15 protein-coding genes are annotated in these 15,248 nt (G+C 55.4%); 2 read left to right on the top strand and 13 right to left on the bottom strand.

Annotated features, from left to right (window positions below; genetic code table 11):
- Positions 1 to 39 precede the first annotated feature (39 nt).
- Positions 40 to 1,293 (bottom strand): glutamate-5-semialdehyde dehydrogenase, encoded by a 1,254-nt coding sequence (proA, locus tag ACTJJA_RS00200; RefSeq protein ID WP_237845826.1) that lies wholly within the window; start codon positions 1,291 to 1,293, stop codon positions 40 to 42.
- An 11-nt stretch (positions 1,294 to 1,304) separates the two neighbouring features.
- Positions 1,305 to 2,408, bottom strand: coding sequence for a glutamate 5-kinase (gene proB / locus ACTJJA_RS00195; protein WP_089598125.1), 1,104 nt, complete (start codon positions 2,406 to 2,408; stop codon positions 1,305 to 1,307).
- Between the two features lie 304 nt (positions 2,409 to 2,712).
- Here proB and phoE point away from each other — a divergent pair, with 304 nt between their 5' ends.
- Complete coding sequence (phoE, locus tag ACTJJA_RS00190) at positions 2,713 to 3,765, top strand: phosphoporin PhoE (RefSeq protein WP_010427906.1); 1,053 nt, start codon at positions 2,713 to 2,715, stop codon at positions 3,763 to 3,765.
- Positions 3,766 to 3,862: 97 nt separating this feature from the next.
- On the opposite strand, the gene crl is transcribed toward phoE, so the two are convergent.
- The 3 genes from crl to gpt form a co-directional block, all read right to left on the bottom strand.
- Positions 3,863 to 4,264: a sigma factor-binding protein Crl gene (gene crl / locus ACTJJA_RS00185; protein ID WP_010427905.1), complete on the bottom strand. Its 402-nt coding sequence runs from the start codon at positions 4,262 to 4,264 to the stop codon at positions 3,863 to 3,865.
- A 57-nt stretch (positions 4,265 to 4,321) separates the two neighbouring features.
- Positions 4,322 to 5,566: an esterase FrsA gene (gene frsA, locus ACTJJA_RS00180; RefSeq protein WP_212474074.1), complete on the bottom strand. Its 1,245-nt coding sequence runs from the start codon at positions 5,564 to 5,566 to the stop codon at positions 4,322 to 4,324.
- A gap of 104 nt (positions 5,567 to 5,670) precedes the next feature.
- Positions 5,671 to 6,129: a xanthine phosphoribosyltransferase gene (gpt, locus tag ACTJJA_RS00175; protein ID WP_010427903.1), complete on the bottom strand. Its 459-nt coding sequence runs from the start codon at positions 6,127 to 6,129 to the stop codon at positions 5,671 to 5,673.
- Positions 6,130 to 6,389: 260 nt separating this feature from the next.
- On the opposite strand from gpt, the gene pepD reads away from it, so the two are divergent.
- On the top strand, positions 6,390 to 7,847 hold the full coding sequence (gene pepD / locus ACTJJA_RS00170; RefSeq protein WP_440665512.1) for a cytosol nonspecific dipeptidase: 1,458 nt from the start codon (positions 6,390 to 6,392) through the stop codon (positions 7,845 to 7,847).
- Between the two features lie 60 nt (positions 7,848 to 7,907).
- Here the strand turns inward: pepD and dinB are convergent, their stop codons facing one another.
- From dinB to ACTJJA_RS00130, 8 genes are all read right to left on the bottom strand, one after another.
- A complete protein-coding gene (gene dinB, locus ACTJJA_RS00165) occupies positions 7,908 to 8,966 on the bottom strand; it encodes a DNA polymerase IV (RefSeq protein WP_440665510.1) in 1,059 nt (352 codons plus the stop codon).
- Positions 8,967 to 9,074: 108 nt separating this feature from the next.
- On the bottom strand, positions 9,075 to 9,275 hold the full coding sequence (gene nqrM, locus ACTJJA_RS00160; protein ID WP_029484987.1) for a (Na+)-NQR maturation NqrM: 201 nt from the start codon (positions 9,273 to 9,275) through the stop codon (positions 9,075 to 9,077).
- A gap of 2 nt (positions 9,276 to 9,277) precedes the next feature.
- Positions 9,278 to 10,501, bottom strand: a complete 1,224-nt coding sequence (gene nqrF / locus ACTJJA_RS00155; RefSeq protein ID WP_440665508.1) for an NADH:ubiquinone reductase (Na(+)-transporting) subunit F — start codon at positions 10,499 to 10,501, stop codon at positions 9,278 to 9,280.
- Between the two features lie 10 nt (positions 10,502 to 10,511).
- Positions 10,512 to 11,108, bottom strand: a complete 597-nt coding sequence (gene nqrE, locus ACTJJA_RS00150) for an NADH:ubiquinone reductase (Na(+)-transporting) subunit E (RefSeq protein ID WP_003863217.1) — start codon at positions 11,106 to 11,108, stop codon at positions 10,512 to 10,514.
- A gap of 6 nt (positions 11,109 to 11,114) precedes the next feature.
- Positions 11,115 to 11,753 carry an NADH:ubiquinone reductase (Na(+)-transporting) subunit D gene (locus ACTJJA_RS00145; protein ID WP_014882676.1) on the bottom strand — a complete coding sequence of 213 codons (639 nt, stop codon included), beginning with the start codon at positions 11,751 to 11,753 and terminating at the stop codon, positions 11,115 to 11,117.
- A complete protein-coding gene (locus tag ACTJJA_RS00140; RefSeq protein WP_440665506.1) occupies positions 11,746 to 12,540 on the bottom strand; it encodes a Na(+)-translocating NADH-quinone reductase subunit C in 795 nt (264 codons plus the stop codon). The genes ACTJJA_RS00145 and ACTJJA_RS00140 overlap by 8 nt, the downstream gene beginning before the upstream one ends.
- Positions 12,533 to 13,768, bottom strand: a complete 1,236-nt coding sequence (locus tag ACTJJA_RS00135; RefSeq protein WP_440665504.1) for an NADH:ubiquinone reductase (Na(+)-transporting) subunit B — start codon at positions 13,766 to 13,768, stop codon at positions 12,533 to 12,535. Before ACTJJA_RS00135 ends, ACTJJA_RS00140 begins: the two co-directional genes overlap by 8 nt.
- Positions 13,769 to 13,770: 2 nt before the next feature.
- Positions 13,771 to 15,114, bottom strand: a complete 1,344-nt coding sequence (locus tag ACTJJA_RS00130; RefSeq protein WP_440665502.1) for a Na(+)-translocating NADH-quinone reductase subunit A — start codon at positions 15,112 to 15,114, stop codon at positions 13,771 to 13,773.
- Positions 15,115 to 15,248: the final 134 nt, after the last annotated feature.

Genomic DNA, 15,248 nt, shown 5'->3' with positions numbered 1-15,248 from the left:
TTTGAATCAAACGGCTACTTTTGCATCACCCGTGATTATTTACGCACGAATCGTATCGTCACCGAAGCCGATCCACTTGTAGGTGGTCAGCGCTTCCAGCCCCATCGGACCGCGCGCGTGCAGTTTTTGCGTACTGACCGCCACTTCTGCGCCCAAACCAAACTGTCCACCGTCGGTGAAGCGGGTGGAGGCATTCACATACACCGCGGATGAATCCACTTCGTTCACAAAGCGATCGGCATTGCGCAGGGTGCGCGTCAGGATGGCGTCAGAATGCTGCGTGCCGTGTTCACGAATGTGCGCAATGGCGTCGTCGAGATCCGCAACCACTTTCACGTTCAGATCCAGCGACAGAAATTCGTCGTCGTACTGCTCCGCGTTGACGGGAACGACGTTAGCCGGGCCATCCTTAAGCAGGGCGAGCGCGCTGGCGTCAGCATGCAGCGTCACGCCACTCTCTGCCATCTGTTTGCTCAGGGCCGGCAGGAAGGTGTTCGCAATATCCTGATGCACCAGCAGCGTTTCTACGGTGTTACAGGTGCTTGGACGCTGGGTTTTCGCGTTAACGATAATCTTCAGCGCCGGTTCAATCTCAGCGCTGTCGTCGACCACGATATGGCACACGCCGATACCGCCAGTGATCACCGGAATCGTCGACTGCTCGCGGCAGAGTTTGTGCAGGCCTGCGCCACCGCGTGGGATCAGCATGTCGATGTATTTGTCCATGCGCAGCATTTCGTTGACCAGCGCGCGGTCTGGGCTCTCGATTGCCTGTACGGCCCCCGCCGGTAAGCCACACTCTTCCAGCGCCTGCTGAATGACTTTCACCGTCGCGGCATTGGTGCGCCAGGTCTCTTTTCCACCGCGCAGAATAGCGGCGTTACCGGTTTTCAGGCACAGAGAGGCGACGTCAACGGTGACGTTTGGGCGGGCTTCGTAAATGACGCCGATAACGCCGAGCGGCACGCGGCGGCGCTCAAGACGTAAACCGCTGTCGAGCAGCCCACCATCAATGACCTGCCCTACCGGATCGGCCAGATTACAGACCTGACGGACATCGTCGGCGATGCCTTTCAGGCGTGCCGGCGTCAGCGCCAGACGGTCAAGCATCGCTTCGCTCAAACCGTTGCGACGGGCTTCCAGCAGATCCTGCTCGTTGGCGAGCAAAATTTCCTGGGACTGTGATTCCAGATAATCAGCGATTTTTTCCAGCACACGGTTTTTCTCGCGGCTGGAAAGGAGCGCCAGTTTGTAAGAGGCGGCCTTCGCGGCTGCGCCCATTTGTTCCAGCATATTCTGGCTCCTTAACGAATAATCATGTCATCGCGATGTACGGCAACCGGACCATACTCGTAGCCCAGAATGGCATCGATTTGCTGCGAATGGTGGCCCGCAATACGGCGCAGCGCGTCGCTGTTATAGCGGCTTACGCCGTGGGCGATGTCGCGGCCTTCAAGGCTACGGATGCGGATCACTTCACCACGGGAGAAGTTGCCTGTCACGCTTTTAATTCCTTTAGGAAGTAATGAACTCCCTCGTTCCAGAATCGCGGCAGTGGCCCCTTCATCGACGACGAGTTCACCCGCAGGAGGCGCGCCAAATATCCAGCGTTTGCGGTTTTCCAGCGGGGATTCCTGAGCGTGGAAGCGGGTGCCGACAGAGATGCCTTCCATCACGTCGCCAATCACGCCCGGGCGGCTGCCCGCAGCAATGATGGTATCGATACCGGCACGGCACGCGACGTCGGCGGCCTGCAGCTTGGTGCCCATTCCGCCGGTTCCGAGGCCTGAAACGCTGTCACCGGCGATGGCGCGCAGGGCATCGTCAATGCCGTGAACATCGGTAATCAGTTCGGCTTCCGGGTTAGAACGCGGGTCGGCGGTGAACAGCCCCTGCTGATCGGTCAGAAGCAGGAGTTTATCGGCACCGGCCAGAATCGCCGCCAGCGCAGAGAGGTTATCGTTATCACCCACTTTAATTTCTGCGGTGGCCACGGCGTCGTTTTCATTAATGACCGGAACAATATTGTTGTCCAGCAGCGCACGCAGCGTATCGCGCGCGTTCAGGAAACGCTCTCTGTCTTCCATATCCGCACGCGTCAGCAGCATCTGCCCGACGTGAATACCGTAGATAGAGAACAACTGTTCCCAGAGTTGAATGAGTCGGCTTTGTCCCACGGCGGCCAGCAGCTGTTTAGAGGCTATCGTCGCGGGGAGTTCGGGGTAACCCAGATGTTCACGCCCGGCGGCAATCGCCCCGGAGGTCACGATAACAATACGATGCCCTGCGGCATGCAGCTGAGCGCACTGACGTACAAGCTCAACAATGTGGGCGCGATTAAGGCGGCGCGATCCGCCTGTTAACACACTGGTACCGAGTTTTACCACCAGCGTCTGGCTGTCACTCATGATTCTCTGCCGTTCAACGATAAGGGAAAATGATGTCGAACGAACGTTTTAACAGGACTCAGCCCCGTTGCCAACTGCCTTAGCACAAAGCAAAACACTTTGTTGCGCGGGATCAGGAAGCGTAGCGGCTGATTTTGACAAATTTATTACTGAAAAATTAAAACATACTTTTTTAAACATATTCTTAAATTGTCATAAAACGTTCACCCGCGGACGATAAAACCCTTCCTGTTTTTTCACGGAACATAAGCGTCGGCTTATCGTTCAGCGAATATTAGCGCGTATATAAAACTCAGGATTGAAAATGAAAAAGAGCACTCTGGCATTAGTGGTTATGGGCGTTGTGGCTTCCGCATCTGTTCACGCAGCAGAGGTTTATAATAAGAACGGTAATAAACTGGACGTGTACGGCAAAGTAAAAGCAATGCACTACCTCAGTGATGATGACGCTAAAGACGGTGACCAGACGTACGTGCGTTTCGGCTTTAAAGGTGAAACGCAGATTAACGATCAGCTGACAGGCTATGGCCGTTGGGAAGCAGAATTTGCCGGAAACAAAGCAGAGAGCGACTCTTCTCAGAAAACGCGTCTGGCGTTTGCCGGTCTTAAATTAAAAGACTTTGGTTCTCTGGATTACGGTCGTAACCTCGGGGCGCTGTATGACGTCGCATCCTACACCGATATGTTCCCTGAGTTCGGCGGCGACGGTCTGGCGCAAACCGACAACTTCATGACCAAGCGTGCCTCCGGTCTCGCCACCTATCGTAACACTGACTTCTTTGGCGTGGTGGACGGTCTGGATATGACCCTGCAATACCAGGGCAAAAATGAAAACCGCGACGTGAAAAAGCAGAACGGGGATGGCTTCGGTACGTCTCTGAGCTATGACTTCGGCGGCAGCGATTTCTCTGTCATTGGTGCTTATGCTAACTCCGATCGCACCAACGAGCAGAACCTGCTGACGCGCGGTGAAGGTAAAAAAGCCGAAGGCTGGGCAACCGGTCTGAAATATGATGCCAATGATATTTATCTGGCTACTATCTATTCCGAAACCCGCAATATGGCCCCAATCTCCGGTGGTTTCGCGAATAAAGCGCAAAACTTCGAAGTGGTTGCGCAATATCAGTTTGATTTTGGTCTGCGTCCATCCGTTGGCTATGTTCAATCTAAAGGCAAAGACATCGAAGGCATTGGTGACGAAGATATCGTGAAATATATCGACGTGGGCGCAACCTATTATTTCAACAAAAACATGTCCGCGTTTGTTGATTATAAAATCAACCAGATTGATGACGACAATAAACTGGGTGTAAGCAGCGATGATATCGTCGCCCTGGGTATGACCTACCAGTTCTGATTTTGTGGAAATAAAAAAACCGGCTTGATGCCGGTTTTTTTTTGTCGGGGATTAATGCGGTCTGGTGCCCTCTCCCACAGGGAGAGGGAGAAGACTATCAGGCAGTCAGCTTAACCGCCTCGCTGGAAAAATCATCCGCAGGCTCCAGCTTCAGATCCAGCGTTGCCAGCAGCGCGCTAGCCTTGCCGAGATACTCTTTCAGCGTATGCTCCAGGCGGTCGATCACTTCCTGATCTTTAATAGGTGCCGCTTGCCAGTAACCGTCTTTGTTAAACAGGCCAAACTGGTAGCTGTAGGTAAAGCGTTTTTCCTCTGCTTCCATTTCCATCCACCAGCCCCAGAATTCACGTTTTTCGGGTGCAGGCTTCACGTTGACGCAAACAGCCAGGCAGTCGAAAAAAAAGCGATTCTCTTCACACTGCTCTTCTCGAATATACGGGCCAAGAGCCATGAACTTCTTGATCAGTCTACTTTTCGGATGTCCACTCGGTAACGTCATTGCGATCTCCTTTTGTGAAGCCACTGTTTTACCAAACCATCAAAATTTAGCAATCTATTAACACAATCTCTGCGCGATCCAGCGTGTAATCTCTTTTAACGCCTTGTCAAAATTCTGATACACCGGGCTGAATGGCACTTCAAGCAACTTGCCATCCGAAGATGACGACGTGATTAAGCGCGACTCTTCTTCCGGACTGAACGGATCGTTTTTCCAGAAACCTGACAGCATCGGCGTTGGGCAGCGGCGTCCCAGCAACCCCTGCGTTTTTAACGAGTAACGATTGAGCTCAATGCGCAGCGCTTCGTCTGATGCATCATGCATGCCAAGTCGACTGGCCAGCACATCAAGGTACATCTCCGGCACGCTGCCCTGACGGGCAGGATCGCTGAGCAACGCGTGAACCACCGGGCCCAGACAGGCCACAGCCTTCAGGCGCGAAGATTCAAGGTAGGCCAGACGCACCGCAACGTTCGCCCCAAATCTGAAGCCAAAAGCCGCCACGCGGGTATGGTCAACCCAGGGAATATTCTCCAGTGCTTTAAGCGCATGCTGGTGCAACAGGCTCGAATCCTGAGTCAATTTCCACTTCGACGAGAAGCCAATAGAAGGCATGTCGAGCGTCAGCATCGCAATCCCTTTTGGTGCAAAGTAGCGCTCAAACAGGCTGTAATAATCGATTTGCAGGGAATCCAGCCCACCGCACATCAGTACGGTCGGGAACGGGCCTTCGCCTTCCGGCATATGCAGGAACCCGGTGACGGGTGCGCCACCAGGAATGCTGAACTCAAGCTCGCGCATCTGGCCCGGCAAACGCTGCGCCGCCTCTTCATAAGCACGGTTCGCCAGCGCCTGGGCCTGCTCCGCCAGTTCATCACCTTTCAGATGTGGATACGCGGCAATGGCATAAAGATTGGCCGCATGTAGCCAGTGCTTGCCGCTGCGCGTGGCATCCTCTTCCTGGCTGGCTTTTTGCTGCCAGAGCATCGCCTGCTTCGACCATTCATAGATCCAGTTGCCGCCGCGATAGCCCACCACCGTATCGTAAAGCTCGCTGTCGGTCCGTTCAGATTCGCTCATGACGATACGCGCCTGCACGTCAAGGATTTCACGCGGATCGATACCACGCCAGATCCACATCAGGCGGTTAATCATGCGATACCAGTGGGGCACGTTTTTACCGTCTAACGCAGACTGGACGGCAGGCATGGTCCCCGGATTAAACCGACGCACCAGCGTCGACGTTTCAGGGTGTTTGAAACGGGGTTTAAAGAGAGTTTCGGTGAGATTCGCCTGCGTCATTGCGTTGCCTCCATGGATACGTCATATAACGTCCATTGTAACGCGTGGCAGGATAAAAAGAACAACGCCCGGCATTGCCGGGCGTGTAAAGTTACGTACTGGGATTAACGGCCTGAAATAGGCGGTACGAATACCACGCCCATATCCCATGGCTGTTCAATCCAGGTATCCTGCGGGATATCAATCACGTAATCGTCAACCAGTGGGCGACCCGCCGGTTTTGCGAAGATCGTGACGAAGTGCGCTTTTGGATACATTTCACGGATAGCCACCGCGGTACCACCGGTATCGACCAGATCGTCAATAACGATGAAGCCTTCACCGTCGCCTTCCGCGCGTTTCAGCACGGTCAGCTCGCGCTGGTTGTCGTGGTCATAGCTGGAGATACATACGGTATCGACATGACGAATACCCAGCTCACGTGCCAACAGCGCCCCCGGTACCAGACCGCCGCGGCTAACGGCAATAATGCCTTTCCACTGCTCGGAAGGCATCAGACGCGCAGCCAGTTTGCGTGCGTGAATCTGCAACATGTCCCAGGTGACGACGTATTTTTCGCTCATGTGAAGTGTCCCAGCCTGTTTATATACGGCTTAAAAAGTGTTCGAGGGGGAAATAGGTTGCGCGAGATTATAGAGATCTGACGCACTAAAAACCAGTGTTTAGCGCCCCGAGCCTGAGTTTTTACATGCTTTATGCTACCCGCCGTCGGAGAAAGTGGTATTCTCAGATGCATCTCGCAAGCCTGTCTTGTGGTAACTATTAACCTGCTAACCCTGTGACCTGCAACCCCGTTTGCAGCGCATCGACAAGGAGACTTATCGTGTCTGAACTGTCTCAATTATCTCCACAACCGCTGTGGGATATTTTTGCCAAAATCTGTTCCATTCCACACCCTTCCTACCATGAAGAACAGCTTGCCGAACACATTATGGGCTGGGCGAAGGAAAAAGGTCTGCACGCCGAGCGCGACCAGGTTGGCAACATTCTGATCCGCAAGCCCGCCACTGCAGGCATGGAAAACCGTAAACCGGTTGTGCTGCAGGCGCACCTGGACATGGTTCCGCAGAAAAACAACGACACCGTTCACGACTTCACTAAAGACCCGATTCAACCGTACATCGACGGCGAGTGGGTGAAAGCGCGCGGCACCACCCTGGGCGCGGATAACGGCATCGGTATGGCCTCTGCGCTGGCGGTGCTGGCTGACGACAGCGTTGAGCACGGCCCGCTGGAAGTGCTGCTGACCATGACCGAAGAAGCAGGCATGGACGGCGCGTTCGGTCTGCAGGCCAACTGGCTGCAGGCGGACATACTGATCAACACCGACTCCGAAGAAGAAGGCGAGATCTACATGGGCTGCGCGGGCGGGATTGATTTCATTTCTACCCTGCCGCTGTCTCGTGAAGCGATTCCTGCGGGCTACCAGACCTTCAAGCTGACGCTGAAAGGGCTGAAAGGCGGCCACTCCGGTGGCGATATTCACCTGGGTCTCGGTAATGCCAATAAACTGCTGGCACGCTTCCTGGCGGGTCACGCGGCTGAGCTGGATCTGCGTCTGGTCGATTTCAACGGCGGTACGCTGCGTAACGCGATCCCACGTGAAGCCTTCGCCACCGTAGCAGTACCTGCGGCAAAAGCAGACGAGCTGAAAAAACTCTCCAGCGTTTATCTTGATATCCTGAAAAACGAACTTTCTGAGAAAGAGAAGAACCTGACCGTAGTGCTGGAATCCGTGACCACGGATAAAGCCGCGCTGACCGTACAGTCTCGTGACACCTTCGTTCAGCTGCTGAATGCGACGCCAAACGGCGTGATCCGCAACTCTGACGTCGCGAAAGGCGTGGTAGAAACCTCCCTGAACGTGGGCGTGGTGACCATGGGCGACGACAGCGCAGAGATCATCTGCCTGATCCGTTCCCTGATCGACAGCGGTAAAGAGTACGTGGTGAGCATGCTGGAGTCTCTGGGCACGCTGGCGGGCGCAAAAACCTCCGCGAAAGGCAGCTACCCGGGCTGGCAGCCGGACGCAAGCTCTCCGGTCATGGCACTGGTGCGTGAAACATACCAGCGTCTGTTCAACAGCACCCCGAACATTCAGGTTATCCACGCCGGTCTGGAATGCGGTCTGTTCAAGAAGCCGTATCCGGACATGGACATGGTGTCTATCGGGCCAACCATCACCGGTCCGCATTCACCGGATGAGCAGGTTCATATCGAAAGCGTCGGCCATTACTGGACGCTGCTGACTGAGCTGCTGAAAGCGATTCCTGCTAAGTAATACCCCACCCCAGCCCTCTCCCAAAGGGAGAGGGTGAACAACGTCGAGCCACCGTTTTTTTTACAGTCCCAATACCAGCTGTCGTTCCAGCTGCGGGTCCAGCAGCGTGGCGTGCAATCCCACCAGCCTCACCCCTCGCCCGCCCCGGCGCTCTTCCCATGCCTTTTTTGCGGTCGCAATCAGATCGTCTTTATTCAGACGCGGCCAAACGTGTTCCTGCGTGGTCTGCTGGAAATCGTTGAATTTTAGCTTGATGCCCTGACGGGCGATCAGCAGGTCCGGCTTCACCTTGGTTAAACGTCGCTCCAGCTCAGGGTAAAGCTGTTCCGTGATAATGGCCTCGCACTCGGACCAGTCATGAATATCTTCAATGAGGGTGCGCTCAACGCCGACGGATTTCCGTAGCCGTTCGCTGTTCACATCGCGATCGTCAATGCCCTGACTGCGCTCCCACAGCACGCGACCAAACTTCCCAAAGCGCTTCAGCAGCAAGGCGAGATCGCTTCGCTGTACATCTTCGCAGGTCCGTAGCCCCATGCTTTCAAGCTTTGCGGCGGAGACTTTCCCCACGCCGGGTATTTTGCCAAGCGGTAGGGTTTTCAAAAACGCAGGCACCTCTTCAGGGGTGATGACGTACTGACCGTTGGGTTTATTTAAATCGGAAGCGATTTTAGCGAGGAATTTCACGGGTGCCACGCCCGCCGATGCGGTCAGGTTCAGTTCGTTGAATATCGTCTGGCGGATCTCCTGGGCCATCAGCGTGGCGGAGCCGTGGCAATGCACGCTGTCGGTCACATCCAGATAGGCTTCGTCCAGCGACAGCGGTTCTATCAGTGAGGTGTAGCGGGAGAAGATTTCACGAATATGAATTGAGGCCTCTTTATAAGCATCAAACCGACCGGGCAGGAGCGTGAGATGAGGGCAAAGCTTTAAGGCCATCGCAGTCGGCATGGCGCTGCGCACGCCAAATTTGCGCGCGGGATAGTTGGCGGTGCTGATCACACCGCGCTGCACGCGGCTGCCGCCAATGGCGATGGGAATATCCCGCAGCGCCGGGTTGTCACGCATCTCCACTGCGGCAAAAAAGCAGTCCATATCGACATGGATTATTTTGCGCATAGTAAGCCCTCACTCATTACTGGATAAGTATACAGTAAACAAATGAGGATTGAGAAGCAGATGTGAAAACGCAGGGTGGCGGCTTTGCCTTACCCGGCCTGCATACACTTAAATGATGCGCTGCTGCTCGCGGGCCATTCTTTTTTTCCGCGCATCGCACGGTTCCGGGCAGTCGCACACCTTTTCCATCCCAAGGGATGAAATACCGCCACAGCTGCCCTGAATGCTTTTACGCTTAATGATCCAGCCTAACGACATGCCGAGCACCACCAGCACAAACACCGCGAATGTTGCCAGAAACGTCAGCATCATCAGCCTCCAAAATCATCAAGCATGATGTTCTCATCTTCGACGCCAAGATCTTTAAGCATCTTAATCACGGCGGCGTTCATCATCGGCGGACCACACATATAGAACTCGCAGTCTTCCGGTGCCGGGTGCTGTTTGAGGTAGTTTTCGTACAGCACGTTGTGGATGAAGCCCGTATAGCCCGTCCAGTTATCTTCCGGCTGGGGATCGGAAAGCGCCACGTGGAAGGTAAAGTTAGGGTTCTCACGCGCCAGCTGTTCAAACTCGTCGTCGTAGAACATCTCGCGCAGGGAGCGTGCCCCGTACCAGAAGCTGATTTTACGCTTGCTGCCCAGGCGTTTGAGCTGGTCAAAGATGTGCGAGCGCATCGGGGCCATACCGGCACCGCCGCCGATAAAGACCATTTCCGCGTCGGTATCTTTGGCGAAAAACTCCCCAAACGGACCGGAGATCGTCACTTTGTCGCCTGGCTTAAGGGACCAGATATACGACGACATCACGCCCGGCGGTGCATTCGGCACATTCGGCGGCGGCGTGGCGATACGCACGTTGAGCATGATAATGCCCTTCTCTTCCGGATAGTTAGCCATGGAGTAAGCGCGCAACGTCGGCTCTTTTACTTCGGAAACAAAGCGGAAGAGATTGAATTTGTCCCAGTCGGTCCGATACTCCTCGGGCACGTCGAAGTCGGCATACGCCACGGTGTGCGCCGGGCATTCAATCTGGATATACCCGCCCGCGCGGAACGGAACGCTCTCCCCTTCAGGAACACGCAGCTTAAGCTCTTTAATAAAGGTGGCTTTGTTATCGTTAGAGATAACTTCGCACTCCCATTTTTTGACGCCGAAGATCTCTTCCGGCAGCTCAATCTTCATGTTCTGGCGCACCGCGACCTGGCAGGCCAGACGGCAGCCCTCTTTCGCTTCACGCTTCGTGATATGCGACAGTTCAGTAGGCAGGATATCACCGCCGCCCTCTTTCACCGTCACACGGCACTGCCCGCATGAGCCACCGCCGCCGCAGGCTGACGAGACAAAGATCCCATTGCCCGAGAGCGTATTGAGCAGTTTGTCCCCTGCCGGGGTACGGATCTGATTTTGCGGGTCATCGTTGATATCAATAATGACATCACCGGCGTTCACCAGCTTCGCACGCGCCGCCAGAATCAGCCCTGACAGCACCAGAACAATCAGCGTGAACATTACCACGCCAAGAATAATTTCCATCTGTTAGCCCTTATAGCTGCACACCGGAGAAGGACATAAAGCCCAACGCCATCAGGCCGGTGGTGATAAAGGTGATCCCTAAGCCGCGCAGACCCGCAGGCACGTTGGCATATTTCATTTTTTCGCGGATCCCCGCCATGGTCACAATCGCCAGCATCCAGCCGATGCCGGAACCGAAGCCATAGACCACGGATTCGCTGAAGTTATAATCGCGCTGAACCATAAACGAGACGCCACCGAAGATGGCACAGTTCACCGCGATCAGCGGCAGGAAGATCCCCAGCGCGTTGTACAGCGACGGGAAATACTTATCGAGGATCATCTCAAGGATTTGCACCAGCGCCGCGATCACACCGATAAAGGTGATGAAGTTGAGGAAGCTGAGATCGACCCCTTCCACCAGCGCGCCGTCCCGCAGCACGAAGTTGAACACCAGGTTGTTAATCGGAACCGAAAGCCCCAACACAACGGTGACCGCCACGCCCAGGCCAAATGCCGTGGAGACCTTTTTAGACACGGCAAGAAATGTACACATGCCGAGGAAAAACGCGAGCGCCATGTTTTCAACAAACACCGCGCGCACAAATAAACTCAGGTAATGAGCCATTGTCGGTTACTCCTTTTCCTGCTGTTCAGGCTTCAACGTACGAATCAGCCAGATCAGCAAACCGATAATGAAAAATGCGCTTGGCGCGAGCAGGAACAGGCCGTTCGGCAGATACCAGCCGCCGTTCTGCACGGTGTCCAGCACCGTGATGCCAAACAGCTTGCCGCTGCCAATCAGCTCACGCAGGAACCCTACCGTCAGGAGGATCACGCCGTAGCCGAGGCCGTTGCCGATACCGTCCATAAAGCTCGCGAGCGGCGGCATCTTCATGGCGTAAGCCTCTGCGCGGCCCATCACGATACAGTTGGTGATAATCAACCCGACAAACACCGAAAGCTGTTTTGATGTTTCGTAGGCAAAAGCGCGCAGCAGCTGATCGACCACGATCACCAGCGAGGCGATGATCGCCATCTGCACGATGATCCTCACGCTGTTGGGAATGTGGTGGCGGATCATCGAGATAAACATGCTGGAAAACGCCGTAACCAGCGTGACCGCCAGCGTCATCACCACCGCCGTTTCCAGCTTGGTCGTCACCGCCAGGGCTGAGCAGACACCCAGCACCTGCAGCGTGATCGGGTTATTGGCGAGCAGCGGGCCAATGAGCACCTTTTTGACTTCTTTCAGTTCACCCGTATCAGCCATTATTCAGCGCTCCTTCACGTACGTTTTTCAGGAAAGGACCAAAGCCAAGCTCGCCCATCCAGAAATCAAAACTGTGCTGCACCCCGTTAGAGGTGAGCGTCGCCCCTGAAAGGCCGTCAACGGCGTAGTCGTCACCCGGACGTGCCGCCCCTTTCATCACCTTCAGCGCGGGCTGACCGCTATCGTCGAGCACTTTCTTGCCAATAAACTGTGCGCGCCAGTTAGGGTTTTCAACCTCACCGCCCAACCCCGGCGTTTCGCCCTGATCGTAATAGGTAATGCCTTTGACCGTGCGGCCATCGGTATCCAGTGCTACAAAGGCGTACATCATTGACCACAGCCCGTTGCCGTAGATTGGCAAAACCACTTCCTGTACGCGTTTTTGCTCGTCACGCACCAGGTAGATCTCCGCGATGTTGCTGCGGCGCTTTATACCTGCCGGATCCTGCGATGCGTCAAGCACGGTGCTCATCTGCGGATCTTTCAACGCCAGCGCCTGGTTATACTTCGCCGGGTCTTTATCCATCAGCTCACCGGTTTTTAAATCCACTAGCCGCGCGGTAATACGTTCGGCAAACACGTCTGCGACGTCGTCCTTGGTCATGCCTTCCTGCATCAGCCCGGCCACGGCGAGAATGTTACGCTGTTTATCCAGCGCGCGTTGCTCCTGCTGTAGCGGTTTTAACCCCACGGCAGACCCCGCAACCACAATGGAACAGACCAGACACAGTACCAGCACCACCAGCAGCGTTTTGCTGATGCTGTCGTTATTTTTAACCTCAGCCACGCGCCTTCCTCCGCTTAATGTTGGCACGCACGACCAGATAGTCGAACAGCGGTGCAAACAGGTTGGCAAACAGAATGGCCAACATCATCCCTTCCGGATAGGCCGGGTTGACCACGCGAATCAGGACACACATCACGCCGATCAGCACGCCGTAGCTCCATTTACCCTTATCGGTAAACGATGCAGAGACGGGATCGGTCGCCATGAACATCATGCCAAACGCAAAGCCTCCCAGCACAAGGTGCCAGTACCACGGCATGGAGAACATCGGGTTAGTGCTTGAACCAATGAGATTGAACAGCGTTGCGGTAAGCACCATGCCGAGCATGACGCCTGCGACGATGCGCCAGGAGGCCACGCGCCCAAACAGAATGATCGCGCCACCAAGCAAAATCATCAGCGTAGAGACTTCCCCGATGGAACCCGGAATGTTGCCTATAAAGGCATCGAACCAGGTGACCGGCTGGCCGGTAGCATTGTTAACCAACGTTTCGCCGCCGCCTGCCGCCCACTGTGAAAGTGGCGTCGCGCCGGAGAAACCGTCGGCTGCCGTCCACACCAGGTCTCCGGAGATCTGCGCCGGGTAAGCAAAGAACAGGAACGCACGCCCCGCCAGCGCCGGGTTGAGGAAGTTGCGTCCGGTCCCGCCGAAGATCTCTTTGGCAATCACCACGCCAAAGGTGATCCCCATCGCCGCCTGCCAGAGCGGCAGCGTTGGCGGAACAATCAGAGCAAACAGAATGGAAGTAACAAAGAAGCCTTCGTTGATCTCATGTTTGCGAATAATGGCAAACAGCACTTCCCAGAAGCCGCCCACGATAAAGACCGTGATATAGATTGGCAGGAAGAAGACCGCCCCCAGCGTCATCATACTCAGCCAGCCCGCGTCGGCCGCAAAGCTTACCCCCAGCGACTGCGCCAGACGGTAATGCCAGTCGGACTGGATCACCTGCGCCAGCTGCTGTGCATCGTACATGTGGTGCAGTGCCGGAATGGTCTGCAAGCCGACGTTGTACATGCCCCAGAACATGGCCGGGAAGACGGCAAACCAGACCAGGATCATCATTCGCTTGAGATCGATGGCATCGCGCACGTGCGCCGCCCCTTTCGTCACCAGCCCCGGCGTGTAGAAAATGGTCGTTGTCGCTTCATACAGCGGGTAGTACTTTTTGAGCTTCCCTTCGGTAAAGTGCGGCTCAATTTTTTCAAAGAGGTGTTTTAAGCCCATCGTTATCCTTCCTGCTCAATGCGGGTTAACACCTCGCGCAATACGGGTCCGTATTCGTATTTGCCTGGACACACATAGGTACAGAGCGCCAGATCTTCTTCGTCCAGCTCCAGGCAGCCCAGCGCCTGCGCGCCGTCGGTATCGCCAGCAAGGAGATCGCGCAGCAGCACGGTAGGCAGAATATCCAGCGGCATCACGCGCTCGTAGTTACCAATGGGTACCATCGCACGCTCACCGCCGTGGGTGCTGGTGGAGAAGTTGAAAAGCTTATGGCGCAGGAAGTGACCCAGCGTGGTGCGGGTTACGGAGTATTTTTCTGCACCAGGCAGAACCCAGCCGAACAGCTCTTTCTCACGCCCTTCCTGAACGATGCTCACCTGCAGATGGAAGCGCCCCAGATAAGCCTGCGCGCCAACGGCATGACGGCCACTGAGTACCGAACCGGAAATCAGGCGGTTTTCACCCGCTTTTGTTTCATCGGTCAGCAGTTCATTGATATCTGCACCTTGTAGCGTCTTCACCAGACGTGGGTTTGTCGCCTGCGGTCCACCAATGGCGATCGTGCGTTCTGCACACAGCTCACCCGTGGTAAAGAGCGTACCTATGGCAATCACGTCCTGATAATTCAGATGCCAGACCTGTTTTGCCAGACTCACCGGTTCAAGGAAATGGATGTGTGTGCCAACCAGCCCCGCCGGATGCGGGCCAGCAAATTCATTAAACGTTACCTGCCCCTGCGGATGGCCGCCAAGCTTGCCGCCGCTCGCCTGGCAGACATGAACCTTCCCGGGCGTCAGGCGCGTTAAAAGGGTCAACCCGGCATCAAACGCCTTGCGCTGCGCCAGGATAATAGGCTGCGGATCCGCACTGAGCGGATTGGTGTCGATGGCGGTAACGAAAATAGCCGCCGGTACGGTTCCCGGAACCGGTGACTTGCTAAAAGGGCGGGTGCGAAGTGACGTCCACAACCCCGACGCCAGCAGCTGCGCCTGCACGGATTCGCGGCTGAGTGTCGCGAGGTCGGCCACATCAAAACGCGCAAACTCGCGCTGCTCATCACCTTCAAGACGGATCACAACGGATTGCAGCACGCGGCGTTCACCGCGATGAATCGCCACAACCGTGCCGCTGGCCGGGGCCGTAAACAAGACGCCCGGATTTTTTTTATCCTCGAAGAGCGCCTGGCCTTTGATGACGCGATCGCCCTCTTGCACCAGCATCGCCGGGCGCATCCCCACATAATCGTCGCCCAAAATAGCGACATGACGAATGCTGGCCCCTTGCGCGACGTGCTGATCGGGCACACCGGAAATAGGCAGATCAAGTCCTTTTCTTATTCTAAACATGTAGTTAGCAGGTATCCATGAACAACAATCCAGAGGGGGTGAAGTGTACCATTTTCGTCCCAAAGGGGGCAGAGGATCCGCCTCCTGACGCGCCAAAATGCGAGCTATTACGCAAAGTTCCTGGAGTCAGGGCG

The organism is Enterobacter sp. 22452, from assembly GCF_052045065.1.
GTDB classification, from domain to species: Bacteria; Pseudomonadota; Gammaproteobacteria; order Enterobacterales; family Enterobacteriaceae; genus Enterobacter; species Enterobacter mori.
Note: the sequence above shows the minus strand (reverse complement) of the source record. Positions and strands in the feature narration are given on the sequence as shown.

Bases quoted from the DNA above. Each gene is read 5' to 3' on its own strand.
- proB (WP_089598125.1), bottom strand. From the start codon at position 2,408: ATGAGTGACAGCCAGACGCTGGTGGTAAAACTCGGTACCAGTGTGTTA.
- ACTJJA_RS00135 (WP_440665504.1), bottom strand. From the start codon at position 13,768: ATGGGCTTAAAACACCTCTTTGAAAAAATTGAGCCGCACTTTACCGAA.
- dinB (WP_440665510.1), bottom strand. From the start codon at position 8,966: ATGCGCAAAATAATCCATGTCGATATGGACTGCTTTTTTGCCGCAGTG.
- nqrM (WP_029484987.1), bottom strand. From the start codon at position 9,275: ATGCTGACGTTTCTGGCAACATTCGCGGTGTTTGTGCTGGTGGTGCTC.
- proA (WP_237845826.1), bottom strand. From the start codon at position 1,293: ATGCTGGAACAAATGGGCGCAGCCGCGAAGGCCGCCTCTTACAAACTG.
- crl (WP_010427905.1), bottom strand. From the start codon at position 4,264: ATGACGTTACCGAGTGGACATCCGAAAAGTAGACTGATCAAGAAGTTC.
- nqrF (WP_440665508.1), bottom strand. From the start codon at position 10,501: ATGGAAATTATTCTTGGCGTGGTAATGTTCACGCTGATTGTTCTGGTG.
- nqrE (WP_003863217.1), bottom strand. From the start codon at position 11,108: ATGGCTCATTACCTGAGTTTATTTGTGCGCGCGGTGTTTGTTGAAAAC.
- phoE (WP_010427906.1), top strand. From the start codon at position 2,713: ATGAAAAAGAGCACTCTGGCATTAGTGGTTATGGGCGTTGTGGCTTCC.
- frsA (WP_212474074.1), bottom strand. From the start codon at position 5,566: ATGACGCAGGCGAATCTCACCGAAACTCTCTTTAAACCCCGTTTCAAA.
- ACTJJA_RS00145 (WP_014882676.1), bottom strand. From the start codon at position 11,753: ATGGCTGATACGGGTGAACTGAAAGAAGTCAAAAAGGTGCTCATTGGC.
- ACTJJA_RS00130 (WP_440665502.1), bottom strand. From the start codon at position 15,114: ATGTTTAGAATAAGAAAAGGACTTGATCTGCCTATTTCCGGTGTGCCC.
- gpt (WP_010427903.1), bottom strand. From the start codon at position 6,129: ATGAGCGAAAAATACGTCGTCACCTGGGACATGTTGCAGATTCACGCA.